At 67.1% G+C, this 19,340-nt stretch carries 18 protein-coding genes and 1 pseudogene; 8 read left to right on the forward strand and 11 right to left on the reverse strand.

The window, feature by feature from the left end:
* Positions 1-93: 93 nt before the first annotated feature.
* Positions 94-1,593: a ribonuclease G gene (rng, locus tag ABQZ09_RS10040; RefSeq protein ID WP_047695708.1), complete on the reverse strand. Its 1,500-nt coding sequence runs from the start codon at positions 1,591-1,593 to the stop codon at positions 94-96.
* The gene (locus ABQZ09_RS10045) at positions 1,593-2,165 is read right to left on the reverse strand and encodes a Maf-like protein (protein ID WP_349776796.1); all 573 of its coding nucleotides are present in this window, start codon (positions 2,163-2,165) and stop codon (positions 1,593-1,595) included. The genes rng and ABQZ09_RS10045 overlap by 1 nt, the downstream gene beginning before the upstream one ends.
* 130 nt (positions 2,166-2,295) lie before the next feature.
* On the opposite strand from ABQZ09_RS10045, the gene ABQZ09_RS10050 reads away from it, so the two are divergent.
* The 3 genes and pseudogenes from ABQZ09_RS10050 to ABQZ09_RS10060 all read left to right on the forward strand — a co-directional run bounded on the left by ABQZ09_RS10050 (position 2,296) and on the right by ABQZ09_RS10060 (position 4,373).
* Complete coding sequence (locus tag ABQZ09_RS10050) at positions 2,296-3,030, forward strand: SIMPL domain-containing protein (RefSeq protein ID WP_349776797.1); 735 nt, start codon at positions 2,296-2,298, stop codon at positions 3,028-3,030.
* Between the two features lie 139 nt (positions 3,031-3,169).
* Positions 3,170-3,395 (forward strand): annotated as a pseudogene (locus tag ABQZ09_RS10055) (hypothetical protein); the annotation flags it as partial.
* Positions 3,396-3,701: 306 nt separating this feature from the next.
* Positions 3,702-4,373: an energy transducer TonB gene (locus tag ABQZ09_RS10060; RefSeq protein ID WP_166751472.1), complete on the forward strand. Its 672-nt coding sequence runs from the start codon at positions 3,702-3,704 to the stop codon at positions 4,371-4,373.
* Positions 4,374-4,814: 441 nt separating this feature from the next.
* Here the strand turns inward: ABQZ09_RS10060 and rlmH are convergent, their stop codons facing one another.
* Positions 4,815-5,285, reverse strand: coding sequence for a 23S rRNA (pseudouridine(1915)-N(3))-methyltransferase RlmH (gene rlmH / locus ABQZ09_RS10065; protein ID WP_039411730.1), 471 nt, complete (start codon positions 5,283-5,285; stop codon positions 4,815-4,817).
* A 121-nt stretch (positions 5,286-5,406) separates the two neighbouring features.
* Between rlmH and ABQZ09_RS10070 the strand changes: the two genes are divergently transcribed.
* The gene (locus tag ABQZ09_RS10070; RefSeq protein ID WP_047695702.1) at positions 5,407-6,942 is read left to right on the forward strand and encodes an alkaline phosphatase PhoX; all 1,536 of its coding nucleotides are present in this window, start codon (positions 5,407-5,409) and stop codon (positions 6,940-6,942) included.
* A gap of 243 nt (positions 6,943-7,185) precedes the next feature.
* Here ABQZ09_RS10070 and ABQZ09_RS10075 read toward each other — a convergent pair whose 3' ends face one another.
* From ABQZ09_RS10075 to ABQZ09_RS10105, 7 genes are all read right to left on the reverse strand, one after another.
* Entirely contained in the window at positions 7,186-8,301 is a 1,116-nt protein-coding gene (locus ABQZ09_RS10075; protein WP_349776798.1) for a J domain-containing protein, read from the reverse strand.
* Between the two features lie 11 nt (positions 8,302-8,312).
* The gene (gene rsfS / locus ABQZ09_RS10080; RefSeq protein ID WP_228314076.1) at positions 8,313-8,729 is read right to left on the reverse strand and encodes a ribosome silencing factor; all 417 of its coding nucleotides are present in this window, start codon (positions 8,727-8,729) and stop codon (positions 8,313-8,315) included.
* Positions 8,730-8,785: 56 nt separating this feature from the next.
* Positions 8,786-9,592, reverse strand: coding sequence for a nicotinate-nucleotide adenylyltransferase (nadD, locus tag ABQZ09_RS10085; RefSeq protein ID WP_349776799.1), 807 nt, complete (start codon positions 9,590-9,592; stop codon positions 8,786-8,788).
* The gene (gene holA, locus ABQZ09_RS10090) at positions 9,589-10,617 is read right to left on the reverse strand and encodes a DNA polymerase III subunit delta (protein ID WP_349776800.1); all 1,029 of its coding nucleotides are present in this window, start codon (positions 10,615-10,617) and stop codon (positions 9,589-9,591) included. Before holA ends, nadD begins: the two co-directional genes overlap by 4 nt.
* Before the next feature lie 154 nt (positions 10,618-10,771).
* Positions 10,772-11,413: an LPS-assembly lipoprotein LptE gene (locus tag ABQZ09_RS10095; RefSeq protein WP_039563965.1), complete on the reverse strand. Its 642-nt coding sequence runs from the start codon at positions 11,411-11,413 to the stop codon at positions 10,772-10,774.
* A gap of 349 nt (positions 11,414-11,762) precedes the next feature.
* The gene (gene leuS / locus ABQZ09_RS10100) at positions 11,763-14,405 is read right to left on the reverse strand and encodes a leucine--tRNA ligase (protein WP_228314079.1); all 2,643 of its coding nucleotides are present in this window, start codon (positions 14,403-14,405) and stop codon (positions 11,763-11,765) included.
* Between the two features lie 67 nt (positions 14,406-14,472).
* The gene (locus ABQZ09_RS10105; protein ID WP_349776801.1) at positions 14,473-15,090 is read right to left on the reverse strand and encodes a DUF998 domain-containing protein; all 618 of its coding nucleotides are present in this window, start codon (positions 15,088-15,090) and stop codon (positions 14,473-14,475) included.
* 165 nt (positions 15,091-15,255) lie between these two features.
* Between ABQZ09_RS10105 and trxA the strand changes: the two genes are divergently transcribed.
* The 4 genes from trxA to ABQZ09_RS10125 all read left to right on the forward strand — a co-directional run bounded on the left by trxA (position 15,256) and on the right by ABQZ09_RS10125 (position 18,250).
* On the forward strand, positions 15,256-16,113 hold the full coding sequence (gene trxA, locus ABQZ09_RS10110) for a thioredoxin (RefSeq protein WP_349776802.1): 858 nt from the start codon (positions 15,256-15,258) through the stop codon (positions 16,111-16,113).
* 221 nt (positions 16,114-16,334) lie between these two features.
* A complete protein-coding gene (locus ABQZ09_RS10115; RefSeq protein WP_184555245.1) occupies positions 16,335-16,784 on the forward strand; it encodes a DUF4442 domain-containing protein in 450 nt (149 codons plus the stop codon).
* A 181-nt stretch (positions 16,785-16,965) separates the two neighbouring features.
* On the forward strand, positions 16,966-17,205 hold the full coding sequence (locus ABQZ09_RS10120; RefSeq protein ID WP_349776803.1) for a DUF378 domain-containing protein: 240 nt from the start codon (positions 16,966-16,968) through the stop codon (positions 17,203-17,205).
* 124 nt (positions 17,206-17,329) lie between these two features.
* Positions 17,330-18,250: a peptidylprolyl isomerase gene (locus ABQZ09_RS10125; RefSeq protein WP_349776842.1), complete on the forward strand. Its 921-nt coding sequence runs from the start codon at positions 17,330-17,332 to the stop codon at positions 18,248-18,250.
* 103 nt (positions 18,251-18,353) lie between these two features.
* On the opposite strand, the gene ABQZ09_RS10130 is transcribed toward ABQZ09_RS10125, so the two are convergent.
* Positions 18,354-19,241, reverse strand: a complete 888-nt coding sequence (locus ABQZ09_RS10130) for a DMT family transporter (RefSeq protein WP_349776804.1) — start codon at positions 19,239-19,241, stop codon at positions 18,354-18,356.
* Positions 19,242-19,340 lie beyond the last annotated feature (99 nt).

The following is a 19,340-nucleotide window of genomic DNA, read 5'->3' on the forward strand; positions in this document are numbered from 1 at the left end:
GCGCACGCTGCCTTCAACGGCCATTATCGGACCAGGCCACGCCACAAGAGCGGGCGCTGACCAATCCCGAATCTCGATTCCCGAATCCCGGATTCACAGCAACACCACATCGAACTGCTCCTGCAGGTACTGGTCGTCGGACTGGAAGCGGATGCTCTTGCCGAGGAACTCCTCCAGCTCGGCCACGGCCGCCGATTCCTCGTCGGTGATGCGCGCGACCACCTTGGATGAGGCAATCACCAGCAGCCGCGCGGCGTCGAACTGGCGCACGGCGCGGGTGATCTCGCGGAAGATCTCGTAGGTCACCGTTTCGGCGGTCTTGATGGTGCCGCGCCCGCCGCACTGGCCACAGGTTTCCGACAGCTGACGCTCCAGGCTTTCCACGGTGCGCTTGCGGGTCATCTCCACCAGGCCCAACGGCGAGAACTCGTACACGGTGGTCTTGGCATGGTCGCGCGCCAGCGCCTTCTCCAGCGTGCGCAGCACCTGGCGGCGGTGCTCCGGGTCGTCCATGTCGATGAAGTCGATGATGATGATGCCGCCCAGGTTGCGCAGCCGCAGCTGCCGCGCCACTGCCTGCGCCGCCTCCAGGTTGGTGCGGAACACGGTTTCTTCCAGATTGCGCTGCCCCACGAACGAGCCGGTGTTGACGTCGATGGTGGTCATCGCTTCGGTCTGGTCGATCACCAGATAGCCGCCGGACTTGAGCGGCACCTGCTTGTTCAACGCACGCCCGATCTCGTCCTCGACCCCGTACAGGTCGAAGATCGGCCGGTCGCCGGTGTACAGCTCCAGCCGCTCGGCCAGCACCGGCATGTACTTGGCCACAAACGCCTGCAGCTGCGCGAAGGTCTCGTTGGAATCGACCTTGACCTTCTCCACGTCGCGCCGGATCAAATCGCGCACCGCCCGCAGCGGCAGGCTCAGGTCTTCATAGATGATGCTGCACGACGGCGCTTCGCGACCGCGCCGCTCGACCACATTCCAGACCCGCGACAGATACGCGATGTCCTCGGCCAACGCTTCGGCCGGCTGGCCCTCGGCGTTGGTGCGGATGATGTAGCCGAACCCGCCGTGCTGGGCCGAGACCTCGCTGACGATGGTCTTCAGGCGCAGCCGCTCGGCCTCGTCCTCGATCCGTGCCGACACCCCGACGACCTTGGACTGCGGCAGCAGCACCAGATAGCGCGAAGGAATGCTGATCTGCGTGGTCAGCCGCGCGCCCTTGGTGCCGATCGGATCCTTGACCACCTGCACCACGATGTCCTGACCGTCGCGCAGCAGCTCCACGATCGGCACCGCAGCGGGCGGCGGCGGCGGGATCGGGGTTTCTTCGGTATCGACCACGCTGGCCGGCGCCGGTGCCGGGCGCACCACGTCGTTGGCGTGCAGGAACGCGGCGCGCTCCAGCCCCACCTCGACGAACGCGGCCTGCATGCCCGGCATCACCCGCTGCACCTTGCCCTTGTAGATGTTGCCCACCACGCCTCGACGCCAACCGCGCTCGATATGCAGCTCCTGCAGCATGCCGTTCTCGATCACCGCCACGCGGGTTTCGCGCGGGGTGACGTTGACCAGGATCTCTTCCGACATCAATGCGCTCCGAAGGCTGTGAGCAACTGCGAGGTGTGATACAGCGGCAATCCCATCACGCCGGAATAGCTCCCGGACAGATGGCGAATGAAACGCTCCGCGCGCCCCTGGATCGCATACGCGCCGGCCTTGCCCATCGGCTCGCCACAGGCGACGTAGGCAGCGATCTGCGCGTCATCGAGCGTGTCGAAGGTCACCTCCGACACCACCAAGGCCTGCGCCGGCGTCCGCTGCGTGCAGACTAGAGCCACCGCCGTGAGTACCTGGTGGGTGCGCCCGGACAGAACGCGCAGCATCGCGATCGCATCGTCGCCATCGACCGGCTTGCCGAATACCCGATCGCCCAACACCACCTCGGTGTCGGAGCCCAGCACGATGGCGTCGGGGTCGCGCGCGCGCACCTGCGCAAGCCCGGCGCGCGCCTTGTCCAGCGCGACGCGCTGCACGTAGTGTTCGGGCGATTCGTCCGGCGCGCGCAGCTCGGGCACGTCCAGCTCCAGTGTCTGGAACGGCACCTCCAGGCGTTGCAGGAGTTCTTGTCGGCGCGGCGAGCGGGAGGCGAGATAGAGCATCCGCCCAGCATACCTGTTGCCCGTGCCCGCCCGCTGACTCGGCACGCGCGTCCGCGCTGCGCGGTGGCGTCCGGCTCACAACATATTCATCGACCTCCCAACACGCTCTTGCCACAGACAAGGAGATCCCATGCGTACCACCCTCAAGCCGTTGTTGCTGGCCCTGTCCATCGCCGCCGGAACCGCCATGACCGCCCACGCCCAGACTGCCCCGAGCTACACCATTCCCAACGACGGCACCCTGCTCAACGTGTCGGCCGAGGCCGAGGCCAAGCGCGTGCCGGACATCGCCACGCTGTCCGCCGGCGTCGTCACCCAGGCCGCCGACGGCAACGCCGCCATGCGCCAGAACGCCGAGCAGATGAGCAAGGTCATGAGCGCCGTGAAGGCGGCCGGCATCGCCGACAAGGACGTGCAGACCAGCGGCATCAACCTGAGCCCGCAGTACACCTACAAGGAAAACGAGGCGCCCAAGATCAACGGCTACCAGGCCAGCAACACGGTCAGCCTCAAGGTCCGCGACATCGCCAAGCTCGGCAAGGTGCTCGACGCCCTGGTCGCTCACGGCGCCAACGACATCAATGGTCCCAGCTTCTCGATCGACCAGCCCGAACCGGTGTATGACGAAGCCCGCGTCGCCGCACTGAAGAAGGCGCAGACCCGCGCCGAGACCTACGCCAAATCGCTGGGTCTGAAGGTGCGCCGCATCGTCAGCATTTCCGAAGGCCGCAGTGGCGGCGGCGTGCGCCCGATGATGATGGCCGCCTCGATGCGCTCGGCCAAGGCCGAAATGGATACCCCGGTGGCCCCCGGCGAAAGCACGCTCTCGATCACTCTGGACGTGACGTTCGAGCTCGGTCGCTAAGAAAACGGACTCCCGCCAATCGCCGTTCCTCGCTGCCTCTTCGGAGGGCAGTGTCGTTTGTGGGCGTGAACGGGTCATCGGCCAAGGACCATCGCAGCCGCTCGCTGCCGGCGATCAAATTCGTTCGAATGTGAGGGTCGGTAACTTGCCCTGGACCAAGATCGTCGACCTGGGCCTGACCTACCGCCTGCCTTTGCAGACAACAAGCTTGCGGTGGCCCTGCAGGCCTTCAACATGAGCGCAAGCCGCTGCAGGTTGATTCCACCTGGGAAGACGACACGTTCACGCTGTCCAACACCTACAACATGGGCCGGTTTTTCACCCAGCCGCGCTACGCCATGTTCTCGGTGTCTTACGACTACTGACGCCCTCTCCCGTCACTGTCGTTTCCCCCGGCCCTGCAAGGGGCCGGGCTTTTCTGCCAGAACGCCCGGCGTCGGCTGGGCGTTTTCAGTGGCGACATGATCAAAGCTGGCACCTCGAAGAATGCCGGCGGATTGACGCCGCGACCTTGATGGAGTGCATCCGCAGGCCCGTGCCGATCCGTTGCGCCAGACGAATGTCTGCGCCGTGCTTGTGCCGGTGTGCGCGCTGCGGTAAACCTACGCTACCGGATGGTGTATGGCGTCCGGGCCGCGCTGGTCCTTTCCGCAGTTCCGTTCTGGAGGTGGATGATGGTTCGCACGCAATCGCAGGTTTCTTCCCGTCCCCTTGGCATCGACAGCTCGCGCGTCCTGGCGATGAGCACCGCCGTGGCACTGCATCTCCTGGCCGGTGGCCTATTGTTGATTCCGCTCTCGCATCGGGCGATTCCGCAGCAGACCGTGCCGAAGGAGAGGTGGGTGATGCCGATGAGCATCCCGACGCCACCGCCACCGGTGTTTCCGGTCGAAGTGACGTTCAAGCCGAAAACACATTCGCCCACCAAAACGCTAACGGTACCGGTGCAGACCGCGGTGGTCAGTCAGGAGCCCGTTGTCGATAACCCAGCGTTTGCAGTTCCGGCAACGGTCTCCGACGTGGTCGCAGAAGGCACCCCGACGACAACTGCGCCCAGCGGGCCGATCGAAGCAGGCCAATTGCAGTATTTGAGTTCGCCAGCGCCGAGCTACCCGGCGGCCGCATTGCGCGCCGGCCAGCAAGGCACGGTACTGCTGCGCGTACTGGTCGGCACCGATGGACGCCCGGCCGAAGTGAGCGTGCAGACCAGCAGCGGCCATCGGGTGCTCGATCTGGCCGCACGTAGCCAGGTGCTGCGTAGCTGGCGCTTCCAGCCGGCCATGCAGAACGGCCAGGCGGTGCAGGCCTACGGCCTGGTGCCGGTGAGTTTCTCGTTGAATTGATGAGTGGTCGAATGCGGTGGCCCGGGCATCGGGTCACCGTCTTCGATGCGCTGCGCAGGGCATCGGCCTACCACTCCGGCGTAAGGCCATGGTCTGGAACCAGCCACGGCAGAGCGCCACGCAGGCGCGAATCCTGGCGACAAAGTAGCGATCGATATGTCGATGACGCGCGCGTAGCAGGCTCCACCGTTCCCAGCAAAGATGCCCGATAGCGTCATGTCTAATGCCGAGACGGCGCCGACGCGCCCTACCTGCCAGCCAGTGGATACCTGTGACCGGCAGTCGGGCGTACGGTCACATGCAGACGCGTGACCGTCAATCGGGGGCGGATGGCCGTGCGCAATCAGGTTCGGTAGCCATTCCTGTGCCGGCCGACCGCTGGCAGCCTGCCTCGGGCCGGCACAGATACAGCCATGCCAAGAGCCACCAGGCGCCCACCGCTTACGCGCGGTGGTACGGATGATTGGCCAGCATCGCCGCGGCGCGATACAGCTGTTCGGCCACGATCAGGCGCACCAGCATGTGCGGGAGCGTGAGCGGGCCGATCGACCAACTTTCGTTGGCGCTCTTCAAGACCTCGGCCGCATGCCCTTCCGGGCCGCCGATCAGAAACGCCAGATCGCGGCCCTGCCCGCGCCAATGTTCCATCCGCTGGGCAAGCTGCTCTGAACTCAAGGGGCGACCGGGCACATCCAGCGCCACGACATGCGCGTTCTTGGGCAGTGCGGCCAGTACGCGGCGGCCCTCGTCATCGATGGCGCGTTGCGCGTCGCGCCCCTTGCCGCGCAGGCCGGGTTCGATCTCGACCAGCTCCAGCGGCATCCAGTGCGACAGACGCTTTTGATATTCGGCAAAACCTTGCGCCACCCAGGCCGGTGCGCGCTCGCCGGTGGCGATGAGTCGGCATTTCATGGCGACATGATATCCGCGTCACAGCCTGGGCAGTCTGTGCCGATGTGTCGCTGCGTGTCATGGTGTCGTTACAGCCGGCAATTAGTGTCGCCCGACCACCCAGCCCCGCAGGAGTCGTTCGATGCCGATTTTCGATCCCGCCCGCCGCCAGGTTCTCAAGGGCAGTGCTGCCGTCATGGCCGCTGGCGCCCTTGGCAGCCTGAGTGCGCTGCAATCGCGCCAGGCCCAGGCCGCCACCTCGCCGTCGTCGCGGCTTGCGCCGGTTCCCAGCCGCTACGGTCCGCTCGCCCCGGTGGCCGACCAGAGCACCGGCTTGCCATTGCTGCAATTGCCACGCGGTTTCAGCTACCGCTCGTTCGGCTGGAGCGGCGACCGCATGGACGACGGGCAGCCCTGCCCCGACCGCCACGACGGCATGGCCGTGGTCGGCCTGCGCCGGCCCGACTGGCGCCCGGGCAGCGATCCGCTGCGCGGCCTGGAATACGTGCTGATCCGCAACCACGAACGCGGCGCCACCACGCCGTTCCGCGCGCCGGCGATGTACGACACCGGCATCGTCAGCGGCACCCAGCAGGCCGGCGGCGGCACCACCACGCTGAGTTACGGCCGGCGCGGCTGGGGCAGCCTGGAGCCCAGCCTGGGCGGCACCCTGGTCAACTGCGCCGGCGGCCCGACCCCCTGGGGCACCTGGCTGAGCTGCGAAGAAATCAAGACCAACGCGGTGTCCAGCACCGGTCGCAAGCATGGCTACGTGTTCGAAGTGGACCCCGACAGCCATCGCACCACCGGCCGCCCGTTGGTAGGCCTGGGCCGTTTCAGCCACGAAGCGGTGGCGATCGACCCGCGCACCGGCATCGTCTATCTCACCGAAGACGACCGCAACAAGGCCGGCCTGTATCGCTTCATCCCCAACGACCGGCGCGGCCGCAACGGTTCGCTGGAAAACGGCGGCCGGCTGCAGGCCGCACGCGTGCGCGGGCGTCGCAATGCCGACCTGACCGTGGCCAGCATCGGCCAGCAGTTCCAGCTGGAGTGGGTGGATATCGCCGAGCCCGATCTGGACAGCATCGCCGCACCGGCCGGCTTTGCCGACATCGGCGCCAACGACACCTTGAGCGGGCCGTTCGCACAGGCCTGGGCCGATGGCGCGCTGCGCATGAGCCGCGGCGAAGGCATCTGGTACAGCTACGGCAAGATGTTCATCGTGGACACCAGCACCGGCGTGGATGCACAGGGACGTCGCGGTTACGGCAATGGCGCGGTGTGGGTGCTGGACCTGTTTACCCAGCGCCTGAGCGCACTATTCGTCAGCGGCAACCAGCTGGCCGCACATAACCCGGACAACGTGACGGTCAGCGCGCGCGGCGGCGTGGTGCTGTGCGAAGACGGCGGCGAAAGCCCGGACGAATACGGCCCCGGCGCACGCTTGTTGGGCCTGACCCGCAACGGCGAATCGTTTTATCTGGCCAAGAACAACGTGCAACTCACCTCGCAGCAGATCGCCGATGCCGGCAAGACCATTGCCGAAGGCGACTACCGCGACACCGAGTTCTGCGGTGCGTGCTGGGACCCGTTGGCGCGCACCTTGTTCGTCAATATCCAGACCCCGGGCATCACCCTGGCGATCACCGGGCCGTGGGAACGCGGCCCGTTGTAAACGTCGCGGTGGACCCGCGCGATCATGGCCGGTCGTGAATGTCCGGCCATGATTGGCCGGTCATTGGCGGAAAGCGGCAGTCGGCGGTTGACGTTGCCCAGCCGCCTTGCGAAGGCTGCTATACGCGTATTCATGAGCGTGTTGCAAAACCAGCGATGCCGGGCGGACAAGGTGTTGCGTCCGGCATCGCTCAGGTGAGCTGCGGGATCGGCCGACTTCCGCTGGTTGGCGAATGCGCGTCCGTCAGAACCAGGGCACGTCGGGCATGCCCGCCATGGCGCGCTGCAGCTTGAGCCAGCGCTTGAACGCCGACGGGTCGGCGAGCTCGCGCAGGCTCTGCTGGGCATCCCACAGATCCTCCTCGACATCGCGCTTGAGTTGCGCCATCAACCGGGACAGCCGCTCAGGCTTGGGACGCGATGGCAGCTCCAGTCCGTACTCCTGGCAGAACTGCGTCGCCTGCTGCGCGACCTGCTGTTGCAACGCCTTGCACTGCCGATCCAGTTCGCGGTTGTAGTCCTGCAAGCGTGCCGGGCTCATTGCGTCCACGCCTTGCGCATCCAGCAGGCCGATTTCTGCCTGCAATTCGAGCAGGCCCAGCAGATCGCCGGCCTTGTAGGCGGCATTGAGCCGCTGCATCAGGATGGTGCGCGATGCGTGATCGTCGCTGTCCTTGGCGCGGTCGGGATGCAGATTGCCGGCCAGCTTGCGGTATAGCTCGCGCAGCGGAGGCGGTTCGGCATTGCCGGCCACCGCTTTCTTTTCGGCGCGCGTGCGACGTTGCGTCTCGCGTTGCTGTTGCTGCGCGTGTTCCTGCTGCAAGCGCTCGCTGACGCGTTCGTAGAGCTCCTCGGGCGAATCGATGCCATCCAGTTCGTCGGCATCCAGCCCGTAGGCGTCGCCAAGAATCTGCCTCATCAGCGCGTCGGATTCGGACACTTCCTGCGCATAGCTCACCGCGCTATGGCGATCGTAAATCGGCCGCAGCGCCTCGTGCCCGGCCTCGATCAACGGGGCGGCGATATCGCACAACAGCTCGGACAGGAATTGCCGTTCGGCCTTGCCCAACTTGATGGCGACAGACGCGCGGTCGAGTTGTTCGACCAGGGCAACGTCGGCCTCGCGGCGGAGGTCGAACAAGGGCTGCAGTTCGCCGTGATAGCGCTCGCGCCACTGGGCGAGCGCCACCTGCCAGGCCTGCAATTGGGACCGGTGGCCCTGCAGATCGTGCAGCAGCCGGTCGAAGCGTTTGCGCGCCGGCGATAGCGGCGCACCGCCCGCCTGCGCAGGCTGGCCGCGCAGTTGCCGTAATGCCTGCGAATCGGGCAAAGCCGGCGATACGCGGGCTTTTTTCGGCATGCCGGGCGTTGTCAGTCTTGGACTGCGCCGGACTCGTCTTCGTCGGACGGGCGTTGATCGCCCACGGTCCACAGACGTTCCAGTGCGTAGAACTCGCGCACGCGCGGCAGCATCACATGCACCACCACATCGCCCAGGTCGACCAGCACCCACTCGGCTTCGCGCTCGCCTTCCACACCCAGCGGCATCACGTCCAGACGCTTGGCGAACTTGACCACTTCGTCGGCGATCGATTTGACGTGGCGGGTCGAGGTGCCGGAGGCGATCACCATGTAATCGCAGACGCTGGACTTGCCGCGCACATCGATCTCGACCACGTCCTTGGCTTTCAGTTCCTCGACGGCTTCGCGCACGGTGGCCAACAGGGCCGGCACCGACGGCGGCGGATTCGGAAGGGAGGTCTTGATGACTTGGGCTTGGCTGGTCAAAGCGGCGACTCGATGGAATTGGCGTGAATTATAGGCCGGTCCGGGCGGACGCGTGTTCAGCTAGCCGGCCGGGCGCTGCCATATAGGCCCTCGCGCTGGATCACTCCGGCCACCGACGGCGGCACCAGCGCCTGCCAGGCGCCGCCCGCAGCAATACGCGAGCGCACGGCGCTGGCCGATTCGCCGCGCAACGGTTGATGCAGCAGATACAGGCGACCCGCCGGCGCAGTGACCAGGTCGTCGGCGCTGGCGACCCAGCGGCCCTGCACCGCCGCAGCCAGCTGCGGCGCTTCGGCCAGCTCCAGCGCGGTGCCCGGACGTGCGGCCACCACAAGGTGAGCCAGCCCGAACAAGGCCTCCCACTCGTGCCAATGCTCAAGCCCGACAAACGCATCGGCGCCGAGCAGCCAGGCGATCGGCGCGCCGGGGCCAAGTTCGGCACGTAGGTCGCGCAAGGTGTCCACGGTGTAGGACGGCGCACCGCTATGCGCGGCGCGCTGTAGTTCGCGGGTATCCAGCAGCAGCCCCGGGCGATCGGCAAGCGCCAGCTCCAGCATGTGCGCGCGCTGCACGGCGGTGGCGCCGGGCGCCGGGCGGTGCGGTGGATCGGCCACCGGGATCAGCTGCACGCGCGTCTGCAGCTCGTCGCGCGCCGCACAGGCGATCGCGAGATGGCCCAGGTGGATCGGGTCAAAGGTGCCGCCGTAGTAGAGGTGGAGCCGGGACTCGGGACCCGGGACCCGGGACCCGGGAGAGCCGGTTACAAGGCTGGGCTGCACAAGGTGATCGGAATGCGCTCGCTGCCCGTGCCCTTCCCGGGACCCGGGTCCCGGGTCCCGGGTCCCGGCTCTCCCGACCTTCACGCCAGCAATCTCACCGCACGCGCTTCGGCGACCGCCACCAGCAGGCGTTCCAGGCCGACCCAGGCATCGCCGTCGGCGCGCCCCTTGGCCATGCGGTCGACCAGGCCGGCCTCGGCGACGAAACGCTCCCAGCGGCGCGGTTCGGGGTGGCGCTGCAGCGCGCGCTTGAACGGGGCCTGGCGCGCTTCCCAGATGCCTTGCGACTTCATCTCGGCGGCCAGGTTGCCGCCGTTGGCCTGCACCTTGGCCAGCGCGGCGGTGCGCAGCAGTTCCTTGATCAGGATCGGCATCAGCGCGGCCACTGCCTCGCCTTCGGCGCGCAACCCGGCCAGCATGCGGACTACCGCAACCGGCTGGCCGGAGAAGGTGGTTTCGGCCAGGCGGAACACGTCGTAACGCGCGGCATCGGCCACCAGCGATTCCATCGCCTCCAGATCCAGCGTCTTGCCGTCGGCCAGCAGGGCGAGCTTGTCGATTTCCTGCGCGGCGGCCAGCAGATTGCCTTCCATCCGCTCGCTCAGCCGCTGCACGGCGGCCGCGTCGGCACGCAGGCCGTGTGCACGCAGGCGGCGCTCGATCCAGTCGGACAATTCGTGCGGCTTGATCGCCCAGGCCACCGCGATGGTGCCGATGCGGCCCACGGCCTCGGCCCACTTGCCCTGGTGCGCCTTGCTCCAGTCGTTGGCGGTGATCAGCAGCACCACGTCCGGCGGCGGATTGGCGCAGAAACGGGTGATGACCTCGGCGCCGTCCTTGCCGGGCTTGCCGCTGGGCAGGCGCACCTCGACCAGACGGCGCGGGCTGAACAGGCTGGGCGCGTTGAAGCTGGCATCCAGCTGGTTCCAGTCGAAATCACGGCCATCGGCATCGAACACCTCACGCTCGCCGATGCCTTCGGCGCGCGCGCGCGCACGAATGGCGTCGGCGGCTTCGAGCACACGCAAGGTTTCCGGGCCGGCGATCAGATAGGCCGGCTGCAAGGGCTGGCTGGACTGGCCGGCCAGCTGTTCTGGGCGAAGTTCCATGGGCTACGACCGCGCGTGCAGACTGGCAGCGACTAGGCGCCGCTGGCGCGTCATGGCCCGCTGAGTCAGCAGTCGCGCCGCCGCCAGCGCGCGAGCCGGCGCCAGTCGGCGGTGCCTGCCTGGCCACTGCGTCGTCGTATCGATACCCACGCGCTCAGTTGTTCGAGGTCGGCGCCGGTGGCAGCGACGCCGGCACGCTCGACTCGGGCGTGGACGGCTGCACCGGCGGCGTAGTGGCCTGCGGCAGCGGCGCGGTCGGGGTGCTCTCCAGACTTTCGCCGCGCTGGATACGCGCACGCACCACGCTGTCGATGCGACGCAGGATCGATGCGGACATGTCCTTGCGCAGTTCGTCGGCCAGGATCTCGCGCTCGGTGGCGGTACCGGTGGCATCCACCGGTGGCGACACGTAGTCGCGCGAGAGTTCGATCACCTGCTGCGGCACCAGCACCGAGCCGTTGGCCGTGGTGACGGTGAAGATGGCGGCATAGCGCAGGCTGTATTCCTGGGCACGGCCCTGACTGTCGATGGCGATCGGCAGGTCGCCCCACCGCTCGGACAGCACCTGCACCTGCGCAAAGCCGGTCTTGGCATCTTCATCGGCCAGCGTGGCGCCAGCCGCCTTGAGGCCGCGCCGCAGCAACTTGGCCAGTTCGCTGTACTGCACTGCGGACTGCACCTTCACTGCCGGGGTGTCGGGAGGCAACGCAAGCGAATTGCGCAAATGGAAGCCGCAGGCGGTGAGGCTGGAGACCAGCACGAGGGACGCAGCGAAGGCAGTAGGAAATCGAATCATGGGCACAGTCTGGATGAGCGCCCCGGCGGCGGCAACAGGCGGCTAGCCTGACGCAGCACGCGTGAACGGGGCTTGATAAGCGCCGCAACGGATTGCGGCGCCAAGAAATGAAAACCGCGTCGCCACGCGGCACTGCAATGCGTGCCACGAACCACCGAGGCAACCCTGGCGTGCGGTTGCCGAGCGCCAGGGAGTGATGCACGGGAAACGCGGCATTACGCGCAACGGCACATCGCGACTACCAATGCAATGCTTCGCCAGCACCAAATGAAAAACTAGCCGGGTCCGCCAAGCGCCGATCCGGCACACCGCACGGACCGGGCATGGCAACCCGGCCACTGCGCCGCCTTCACCCCGCCACGATGTTCACGATCTTGCCCGGCACGATGATGATCTTGCGGATCGTCAGTCCGTCGAGGAACTTCGCGGCATTGGGTTCGGCCTGCGCCAGCGCTTCGATCTGTTCGCGCGTGGCGTCCGCAGCGACGTCGATGGTGCCGCGCAGCTTGCCATTGATCTGCACCGCCAGGGTCAGCGCATCGCGCACCAGCGCGCCGGCATCGGCCTGCGGGAACGCCACGTCTTCCAGCAACGTCTCGCCACGGCCCAGCACCTGCCACAACGCGTGGCTGGCATGCGGGGTGATCGGGTTGAGCAGCAACACCATCGCTTCCAGCGCTTCCTGGCGCACTGCCCTGCCCTGGTCGCTGGCATCGTCGAACTTGGCCAGCGCATTGGACAGTTCCATCACCGCGGCAATGGCGGTGTTGAAGCTGTGGCGGCGGCCATAGTCGTCGCTGACCTTGCCGATGGTCTCGTGGGTCTTGCGGCGGATCGCCTTCTGCTCGGCGCTCAGGCTGGCAGCATCCAGCGCAACCGCAGCGCCCTCGCCCACATGCTTGTGCACCTGCACCCACAGCCGGCGCATGAAGCGCGCCATGCCGTCGACACCGGCCTCGTTCCACTCCAGCGACTGCTCGGGCGGTGCGGCAAACATCGAGAACAGGCGCACGGTGTCGGCGCCGTACTTGGCCACCATCGACTGCGGGTCCACGCCGTTGTTCTTGGACTTGGACATCTTCTCGGTGCCGCCGATGTGCACCGGCTGGCCATCGGCGATCAGCACCGCACCGGTGACGCGGCCGCGCTCATCGCGCTGGATCTCGACGTCGGCCGGATTGATCCAGTCCTTGCCGCCGTTGTCGGCATCGCGATAGAAGGTGTCGGCGATGACCATGCCCTGGGTGAGCAGGTTGGTCACCGGCTCGTCGCTGTCCACCAGCCGCGCGTCGCGCATGAGCTTGTGATAGAAGCGGAAATACATCAGGTGCAGGATCGCGTGCTCGATGCCGCCCACATACAGGTCGGCCGGCATCCAGTAGTTGGCGCGGCGGTCAACCATGTCGCGCGCATTGGGGCTGGTGTAGCGCGCCACGTACCAGCTGGACTCCATGAAGGTGTCGAAGGTGTCGGTCTCGCGCTCGGCCGGGCCGCCGCAGTCCGGGCAGGTGGTCTGGCGCCAGGTCGGGTCGGTCTTGATCGGCGAGCCGGTGCCGGCAAATTCCACGTTTTCCGGCAGCACCACCGGCAGCTGGTCTTCCGGCACCGGCACCGCACCGCACTTGGCGCAGTAGATCACCGGAATCGGGCAGCCCCAGTAACGCTGGCGGCTCACGCCCCAGTCGCGCAGGCGGTAGTTGACCCGGCGCTGGCCCTGGCCCTTGCGCTCGAAGCGCTCGGCCAGTGCCTCGAAGGCGCCGCCGAAATCCAGCCCGTCGAACTCGGCCGAATTGATCAGCTCCAGCTCGCGGCTCTTGTCGGTATACCAGTCGCGCCACTGGGTGGCGTCCCAGGTCTGCTCTTCTTCGTTGCGCGGCTCGCGCAGCTTGACCACCTGCACGATCGGCAGGCCGTACTTGTTGGCGAATTCGAAATCGCGCTGGTCATGGCCCGGCACCGCCATCACCGCGCCGGTGCCGTAGCCCATCAGCACGAAGTTGGCCACCCACACCGGCACCTGCTCGCCGCTGATTGGGTGCACTGCGGTCAGGCCGGTGGCCATGCCGCGTTTTTCCTGGGTTTCCAGCTCGGCTTCGGAGACGCCGCCATGCTTGAGCTCTTCCAGCAGGCGCGCCAGTTCCGGGTTGGATTTGGCGGCGTGCAGCGCCAGCGGGTGCTCGGCGGCGATCGACACGAACGTCACGCCCATCAGCGTGTCCGGGCGGGTGGTGAACACGCGCAGCGGGTCGAGTGCGGCGCCGTTGGTGTCGCGCACGTCGAACTGGATTTCCAGGCCTTCCGAACGGCCGATCCAGTTGCGCTGCATGGTCTTGACCGAATCCGGCCAGCCGTCCAGCTGGTCCAGGCCGTCCAGCAGCTCCTGCGCGTAGTCGGTGATGCGCAGGAACCACTGCGGAATCTCGCGCTTTTCCACCAGCGCGCCGGAGCGCCAGCCGCGACCGTCGATGACCTGCTCGTTGGCCAGCACGGTCTGGTCGATCGGATCCCAGTTCACCACCGCGTTGCGGCGATAGGCCAGGCCCTTGCGCATCAGCCGGGTGAACATGCGCTGCTCGTGCACGTAATAGTCCGGCGTGCAGGTGGCGAACTCGCGCGACCAGTCGATGGCGTAGCCCAGCGATTTGAGCTGGCCGCGCATGTGCTCGATGTTGGCGTAGGTCCACTTGGCCGGCGCGGTCTTGTTCTTGATCGCGGCGTTTTCGGCCGGCAACCCGAACGCATCCCAGCCCATCGGCTGCAGCACGTTATGGCCGGTCATGCGCTTGTAGCGGCTCACCACATCGGAGATGGTGTAGTTGCGCACATGGCCCATGTGCAGCGCACCGGACGGGTACGGCAGCATCGACAGGCAATAGAACTTCGGTTTGTCCGAGTTCTCGTCGACCTGGAAGGCGCGGGTGGCATCCCAGAACTGCTGGGCGGAAGATTCGACCTGCTGGGGGTCGTAGGCGTTCGGTTCGACGGTGGACATTGGGAGCGGATGCTCGGGCGGTGCAAAGCGGTACAGGGTACCGCAGTGCAGCAGGTGCTCCAAACCGTTACCGCAGCACGGGCGACTTGGCTGGCCAACTCCAGGCGGCCAATGCCAGCCAGCCGACCCAGGCCAGGAACGCCAGCCGCTGGGCGATCGCCTGCCGCAGCAGGCCGGGCGGGCCGAACGCCAGCACCGCCACCAGCAGCCCGGCCACCAGGCTGAGCCAGGCCAGGCCACGGGTGTCGGCCCCGTTGAGCAGCGCCGCGGCGATCAACAGCATGGCGGGCACGAAGGCCACCGCCCACAACAGCCACGCCGTGGCATGCGCCTGGCTGGCGCGGCCGTCCAGGTCGGTGGGGTCCAGCGGCAGCATGCCCATGCCGACGAAGGCCAGCCCCGCCAGCACGACCAGTTGCCCACCCACGCGCAGGCTCCAGCCGGCCTTGGGCGGCATGCGCGCCAGCAGGCTGACCCCCGTCACCATGCCCAGCACGCCGACCAGCACGAAGGCCAGCAGGTTGAAGCCCAGCGCGTGCGGCACGCCGGCCGCGCCCAGCAGCGCGACCGGGTGGCTGGCCTGCAGATAGCCGGGCAACGTGGCGCCGAACCCGGCCACCGCCAGCACGAAGACGGTGGCCGCGATCAGGCCCAGGTAGCGCTGCGCGCCGTCGGTACTTCCCATTGTGGTGCTCCGATGCGGGGCGCGTGCGCGCCACCAGGACGCGGCATTGTCGTGCCGGGCGGACGCGGCGTGAACCCCTTGGGCCTGGCAGCCGCGCCGGACTTGTGTCGGCCGGGTTTGCCACCATTACCCTCCACTGTTGCCGTCACTACTTTCAGGAAACCCATGTCCGACAAACCGCATGTATTCGATGTCACCACCGACACCTTCGAGACCGAGGTCCTGCAGAAATCGTTGACGACACCGGTGCTGGTGGACTTCTGGGCCACCTGGTGCGGGCCCTGCAAGACGCTGACGCCGATCCTGGAAAAGCTGGCCGCCGACTACCACGGCGCCTTCGAGCTGGCCAAGGTCGATGTGGACAAGGAACAGCAGGTCGCGGCGGCGTTCCAGATCCGCTCGGTGCCGACGGTGTTCCTGGTCAAGGGCGGCGAGATCGTGGACGGCTTCCCCGGCGCGATGCCGGAAGGCCAGGTGCGCGAATTCCTGACCCAGCATGGCGTGTTGCCGGCCGAGGCGCAGGTGGTCGAAGAAGTGCCTCCCACCCCGCTCGACCCGCAGGCGCAGGCAGCGGCCCTGCGCGAGGCCATCGCCGCCGAACCGGACAAGGACGAGCTCAAGCTGGACCTGGCGCTGGCGCTGCTGAAGACCGGCGACACCGCCGAGGCCGAGCAGTTGATCGACGCCCTGCCCGCCAACCTGGCCACCGACGACCGCGCGGTGCGCGCCAAGGCCCGGCTGGGCTTTGCCAATGTGCTCAAGGACGCCCCCGGTGCCGACACCTTGCAGGCCAGCGTGGCCGCCAATGGCGCCGACCTGCGCGCCCGCCACCTGCTCGGCGTGCGCTACCTGCTCGACGGCAACGACGAGGCAGCGCTGGAGCAGTTCCTGGAAATGCTGCGCCAGGACCGCAACTTCGACGACAACCTGCCGCGCCGCAGCCTGATCGATGCATTCCGCGTGATCGAGGACGAAGACCTGGTCGGCCGGTATCGCCGCAAGATGTCGGCGCTGGTGTTCTGACAGCCGATGGCACTGCGGCGCCAGATGGACATGTAGGAGCGGACCTGGCCGCGACGCAGCTTCACCGGGGAGCTCTCGATTGGCGACCGGCGGTCATACCTCGTCGCGGCCAGGTCCGCTCCTACGAACACCGGCGGCCAGGCCGAGGTGCGGGCCAAGCCCCATCCATACGCATGCGAATGTTATGCTGGGCACCCGCCCCGCCATGGATTCCGGCCCGCATGCGCGCCTCCCTGTTCAAACTCGGCGTCAACCTGTGGCCGCCGTATCTGTTCTCAGGCATCCACGTCACCGTGTTGTCGGCCGACTACCGTTTTGCGCGGGTGGAACTGCGGCAGCGTCCGTGGAATCGCAACTACGTCGGCACCCATTTCGGCGGCAGCCTGTTCGCCATGACCGACCCGTTCTGGATGCTGCTGGTAATGCAGAACCTGGGCCGCGACTATTACGTCTGGGACAAGGCCGGCAGCATCGATTTCATCAAACCCGGGCGCGGAACGGTTAGCGCGGACTTCGTGATCGACAACCAGGTGCTGGCCGAGCTGCGCGAAGCCACTGCCGGTGGCGGCAAGCATCTGCGCTGGTTCGAGAACGAAGTGCACAACCGCGATGGAGAGGTGGTGGCACGCGTTCGCAAGCAGCTCTACGTCAGGCGCAAACCGGCGCGGTGACGGCGCGCTGCCGTTGCATGCCAGCGCCGGTGATCGATGTTTCAGCCGCGCCAAGGCCGCGCGCCGGGTGCCCGGATGTGAGCGTGATGTCTGCGCGCGGCGCCACGCGGCGACCATGCTCACGACATACTCGCTGCCGCATGCGGACCCTGGGGCCTCCCAACCCACATGGAATGCCTGCATGAAAGCGATCAACATCATCACCCTGGTGCTTCTTATCGTCGGTGGATTGAACTGGGGCCTGGTCGGCCTGTTCCAGTTCGATCTGGTGGCGGCGCTGTTCGGTGGACAGGATGCGCTGCTGTCACGTGTGGTCTACACGCTGGTCGGCATCTCCGCGCTCTGGCAGCTGGTGCCGTTGTTCCGCAACAACCATGGCGCAGCTGCGCAACACACCAGCCCGCACGTGCGCAACCCGTAACCTGCCCGCTGCACGCGTGACACGACGCCGGCGCATCGCGCCGGCGTTGCCGTCTGCGCACCGGCGCTTTGCGTCCTTGCGCGCATTGGTCAAGAATCAGCCATCTCCCCTGCTGGTTGCCTTCATGCTGCTGCGCATCGTTGCTTCTGCCTGCCTGGCGTCTGCCTGCCTCGTCGCACTCGCACTGCCCGCTGCTGCCGAGGCGGCCTATCGCAGCCCGCAGCAGATCCTGGACAGCTCACCGGCCAACGCATGGCGCATCCTCGACCCGGAGCGCACGCTTTATCTGGAGTTGGATACCGGCAGGGTCATCATCGAACTGGCGCCACAATTTGCGCCCGAGCATGTCGGCAACATCCGCACGCTGGCCCACGAACGTTTCTGGGACGGGCTCACCATCTACCGCTCGCAGGATAATTTCGTGGTGCAGTTCGGCGACCCTGACGGCGAGACGCCGGGCAAGGCCAAGTCGCTGGGATCGGCCAAAACGCATCTGCCGGCCGAATTCGAGCGCACCTCGCAGGGCCTGGACTTCCAGCGTCTGCCCGATAGCGACGGCTGGGCGCCGCAGGTCGGCTTCGTCGATGGCTTTCCGGTCGGCCGCGATGGCGCCAACGGCAAGACCTGGCTGGCGCACTGCTATGGCGCCCTGGGTGCAGGCCGCAACAACGACGACGACAGCAGCATCGGCGCCGAACTCTACGTGGTCACCGGGCAGTCGCCGCGCCAGCTCGACCGCAATATCACCGTGGTTGGCCGCGTGATCAAGGGCATGGAATTGCTGAGCGTGATCCCGCGTGGCCCGGACCCAATGGGCTTTTACGAAGACCCCGCCCAGCGCTCGCCGATCCGCGCGATGCGTCTGGCCAGCGAAGTGCCGGTGCCCGAACGTACGCCCTTGCAGGTGCTGCGCACCGACAGCCAGACCTTCCGTGAGGTGGCCGAAGCCCGCCGCAATCGCAAGGACGCTTTCTACAAGCGCCCGGCCGGGCATATCGATCTGTGCAATGTGCCGTTGCCGGTGCGGGCGCCGCCTGCCGGCTAGTTCCGGAATCGGGAATCGGGAATCGGGAATCGGGAATCGGGAATCGGGAATCGGGAAAGCAGAGCCGGTCTCGGACATCTTCGCAACTGCGGGCGCGCTCGTTTTAGCGGGCGCGTTGGCTGAAGGCGACGCTGCCGAGGATCAGCACTGCGGCGACCAGCATGGTCCAGGTCAGCGGTTCGCCCAGCAGCGACCATGCCAGCAATGCACCGAACACCGGCACCAGATAGGTCACGGTGGACGCGCGTGCCGGGCCGATGCGCTGGATCAGGCGGTAGTACATCAGGAACGCCAGCCCGGTGCAGACCACGCCCAGCGCGGTGGCGCAGGCCCAGGCCACTGCCGGCGCCGGCGTGGTCGGCCACTGCCACCAGGCCAGCGGCGCCAGCAACAGCGCACTGCAACCCAGCGTGGACGCCGCCGATGCCGCCGGCGGCAGGTCGCCCATGTGCCGCTTCACCAGGTTGTAGCCGATGCCGTACAGCAGCGAGGCGGTGGCGCCCGCCAGTGCTGCCGGCCCCACGCTCAGCCCCGCCGATTTGCCGGTGGCCAGCACCAGCACGCCGATGAAGCCGACCAGCAAGGCCAATGCGCGCCGCGTGCCGATCTTTTCGCCAAAGAACAAAAACGCGATCAATGCGGTGAACAACACCGTCATCGCATTGCAGATCGCCCCGACGGCCGCGGGGGCGTGTTGTGCGCCCCAGGCGAACAGCAGAAACGGCAACGCGGAATTCAATACGCCGATGGCCGCCAGCATCGGCCAGCGCCGCAGCGGGAAGCGCTCGCGTGCCAGCCACAGGAACGGCAGCAACACCAATGCGCCCAATGCCAGGCGGATCTCCACCAGCGCCACGGTGCCGAACCTGGGTGCGGCCACGCGCATGAACAGGAACGAGCAGCCCCAGACGATGCCGAGGAACCCCAGCTCCAGCGGCGTACGCCATTCGCGTGCCGCCAGCTGCGGCTGCGTCGAGGGGTGTGCGCTCACGGACCGGCTCCTGCGACGCGCCGCATTGTGCTGAAACGGCAGGCAACGACATCCGGCAGGCAGGTGGACATGGCACGATCATCGCGGTGGGATGACGCA

Source organism: Xanthomonas sp. WHRI 6106 (assembly GCF_040202405.1).
Taxonomy (GTDB): Bacteria; Pseudomonadota; Gammaproteobacteria; order Xanthomonadales; family Xanthomonadaceae; genus Xanthomonas; species Xanthomonas cannabis.

Excerpts from the sequence above, each read along its gene's own strand:
- ABQZ09_RS10125 (WP_349776842.1), top strand. The coding sequence starts at position 17,330 with ATGCTGCTGCGCATCGTTGCTTCTGCCTGCCTGGCGTCTGCCTGCCTC.
- holA (WP_349776800.1), bottom strand. The coding sequence starts at position 10,617 with ATGGAACTTCGCCCAGAACAGCTGGCCGGCCAGTCCAGCCAGCCCTTG.
- trxA (WP_349776802.1), top strand. The coding sequence starts at position 15,256 with ATGTCCGACAAACCGCATGTATTCGATGTCACCACCGACACCTTCGAG.
- ABQZ09_RS10115 (WP_184555245.1), top strand. The coding sequence starts at position 16,335 with ATGCGCGCCTCCCTGTTCAAACTCGGCGTCAACCTGTGGCCGCCGTAT.
- ABQZ09_RS10105 (WP_349776801.1), bottom strand. The coding sequence starts at position 15,090 with ATGGGAAGTACCGACGGCGCGCAGCGCTACCTGGGCCTGATCGCGGCC.
- ABQZ09_RS10120 (WP_349776803.1), top strand. The coding sequence starts at position 16,966 with ATGAAAGCGATCAACATCATCACCCTGGTGCTTCTTATCGTCGGTGGA.
- rng (WP_047695708.1), bottom strand. The coding sequence starts at position 1,593 with ATGTCGGAAGAGATCCTGGTCAACGTCACCCCGCGCGAAACCCGCGTG.
- ABQZ09_RS10045 (WP_349776796.1), bottom strand. The coding sequence starts at position 2,165 with ATGCTCTATCTCGCCTCCCGCTCGCCGCGCCGACAAGAACTCCTGCAA.
- ABQZ09_RS10050 (WP_349776797.1), top strand. The coding sequence starts at position 2,296 with ATGCGTACCACCCTCAAGCCGTTGTTGCTGGCCCTGTCCATCGCCGCC.
- ABQZ09_RS10070 (WP_047695702.1), top strand. The coding sequence starts at position 5,407 with ATGCCGATTTTCGATCCCGCCCGCCGCCAGGTTCTCAAGGGCAGTGCT.
- ABQZ09_RS10095 (WP_039563965.1), bottom strand. The coding sequence starts at position 11,413 with ATGATTCGATTTCCTACTGCCTTCGCTGCGTCCCTCGTGCTGGTCTCC.
- ABQZ09_RS10075 (WP_349776798.1), bottom strand. The coding sequence starts at position 8,301 with ATGCCGAAAAAAGCCCGCGTATCGCCGGCTTTGCCCGATTCGCAGGCA.
- leuS (WP_228314079.1), bottom strand. The coding sequence starts at position 14,405 with ATGTCCACCGTCGAACCGAACGCCTACGACCCCCAGCAGGTCGAATCT.
- ABQZ09_RS10060 (WP_166751472.1), top strand. The coding sequence starts at position 3,702 with ATGATGGTTCGCACGCAATCGCAGGTTTCTTCCCGTCCCCTTGGCATC.
- rlmH (WP_039411730.1), bottom strand. The coding sequence starts at position 5,285 with ATGAAATGCCGACTCATCGCCACCGGCGAGCGCGCACCGGCCTGGGTG.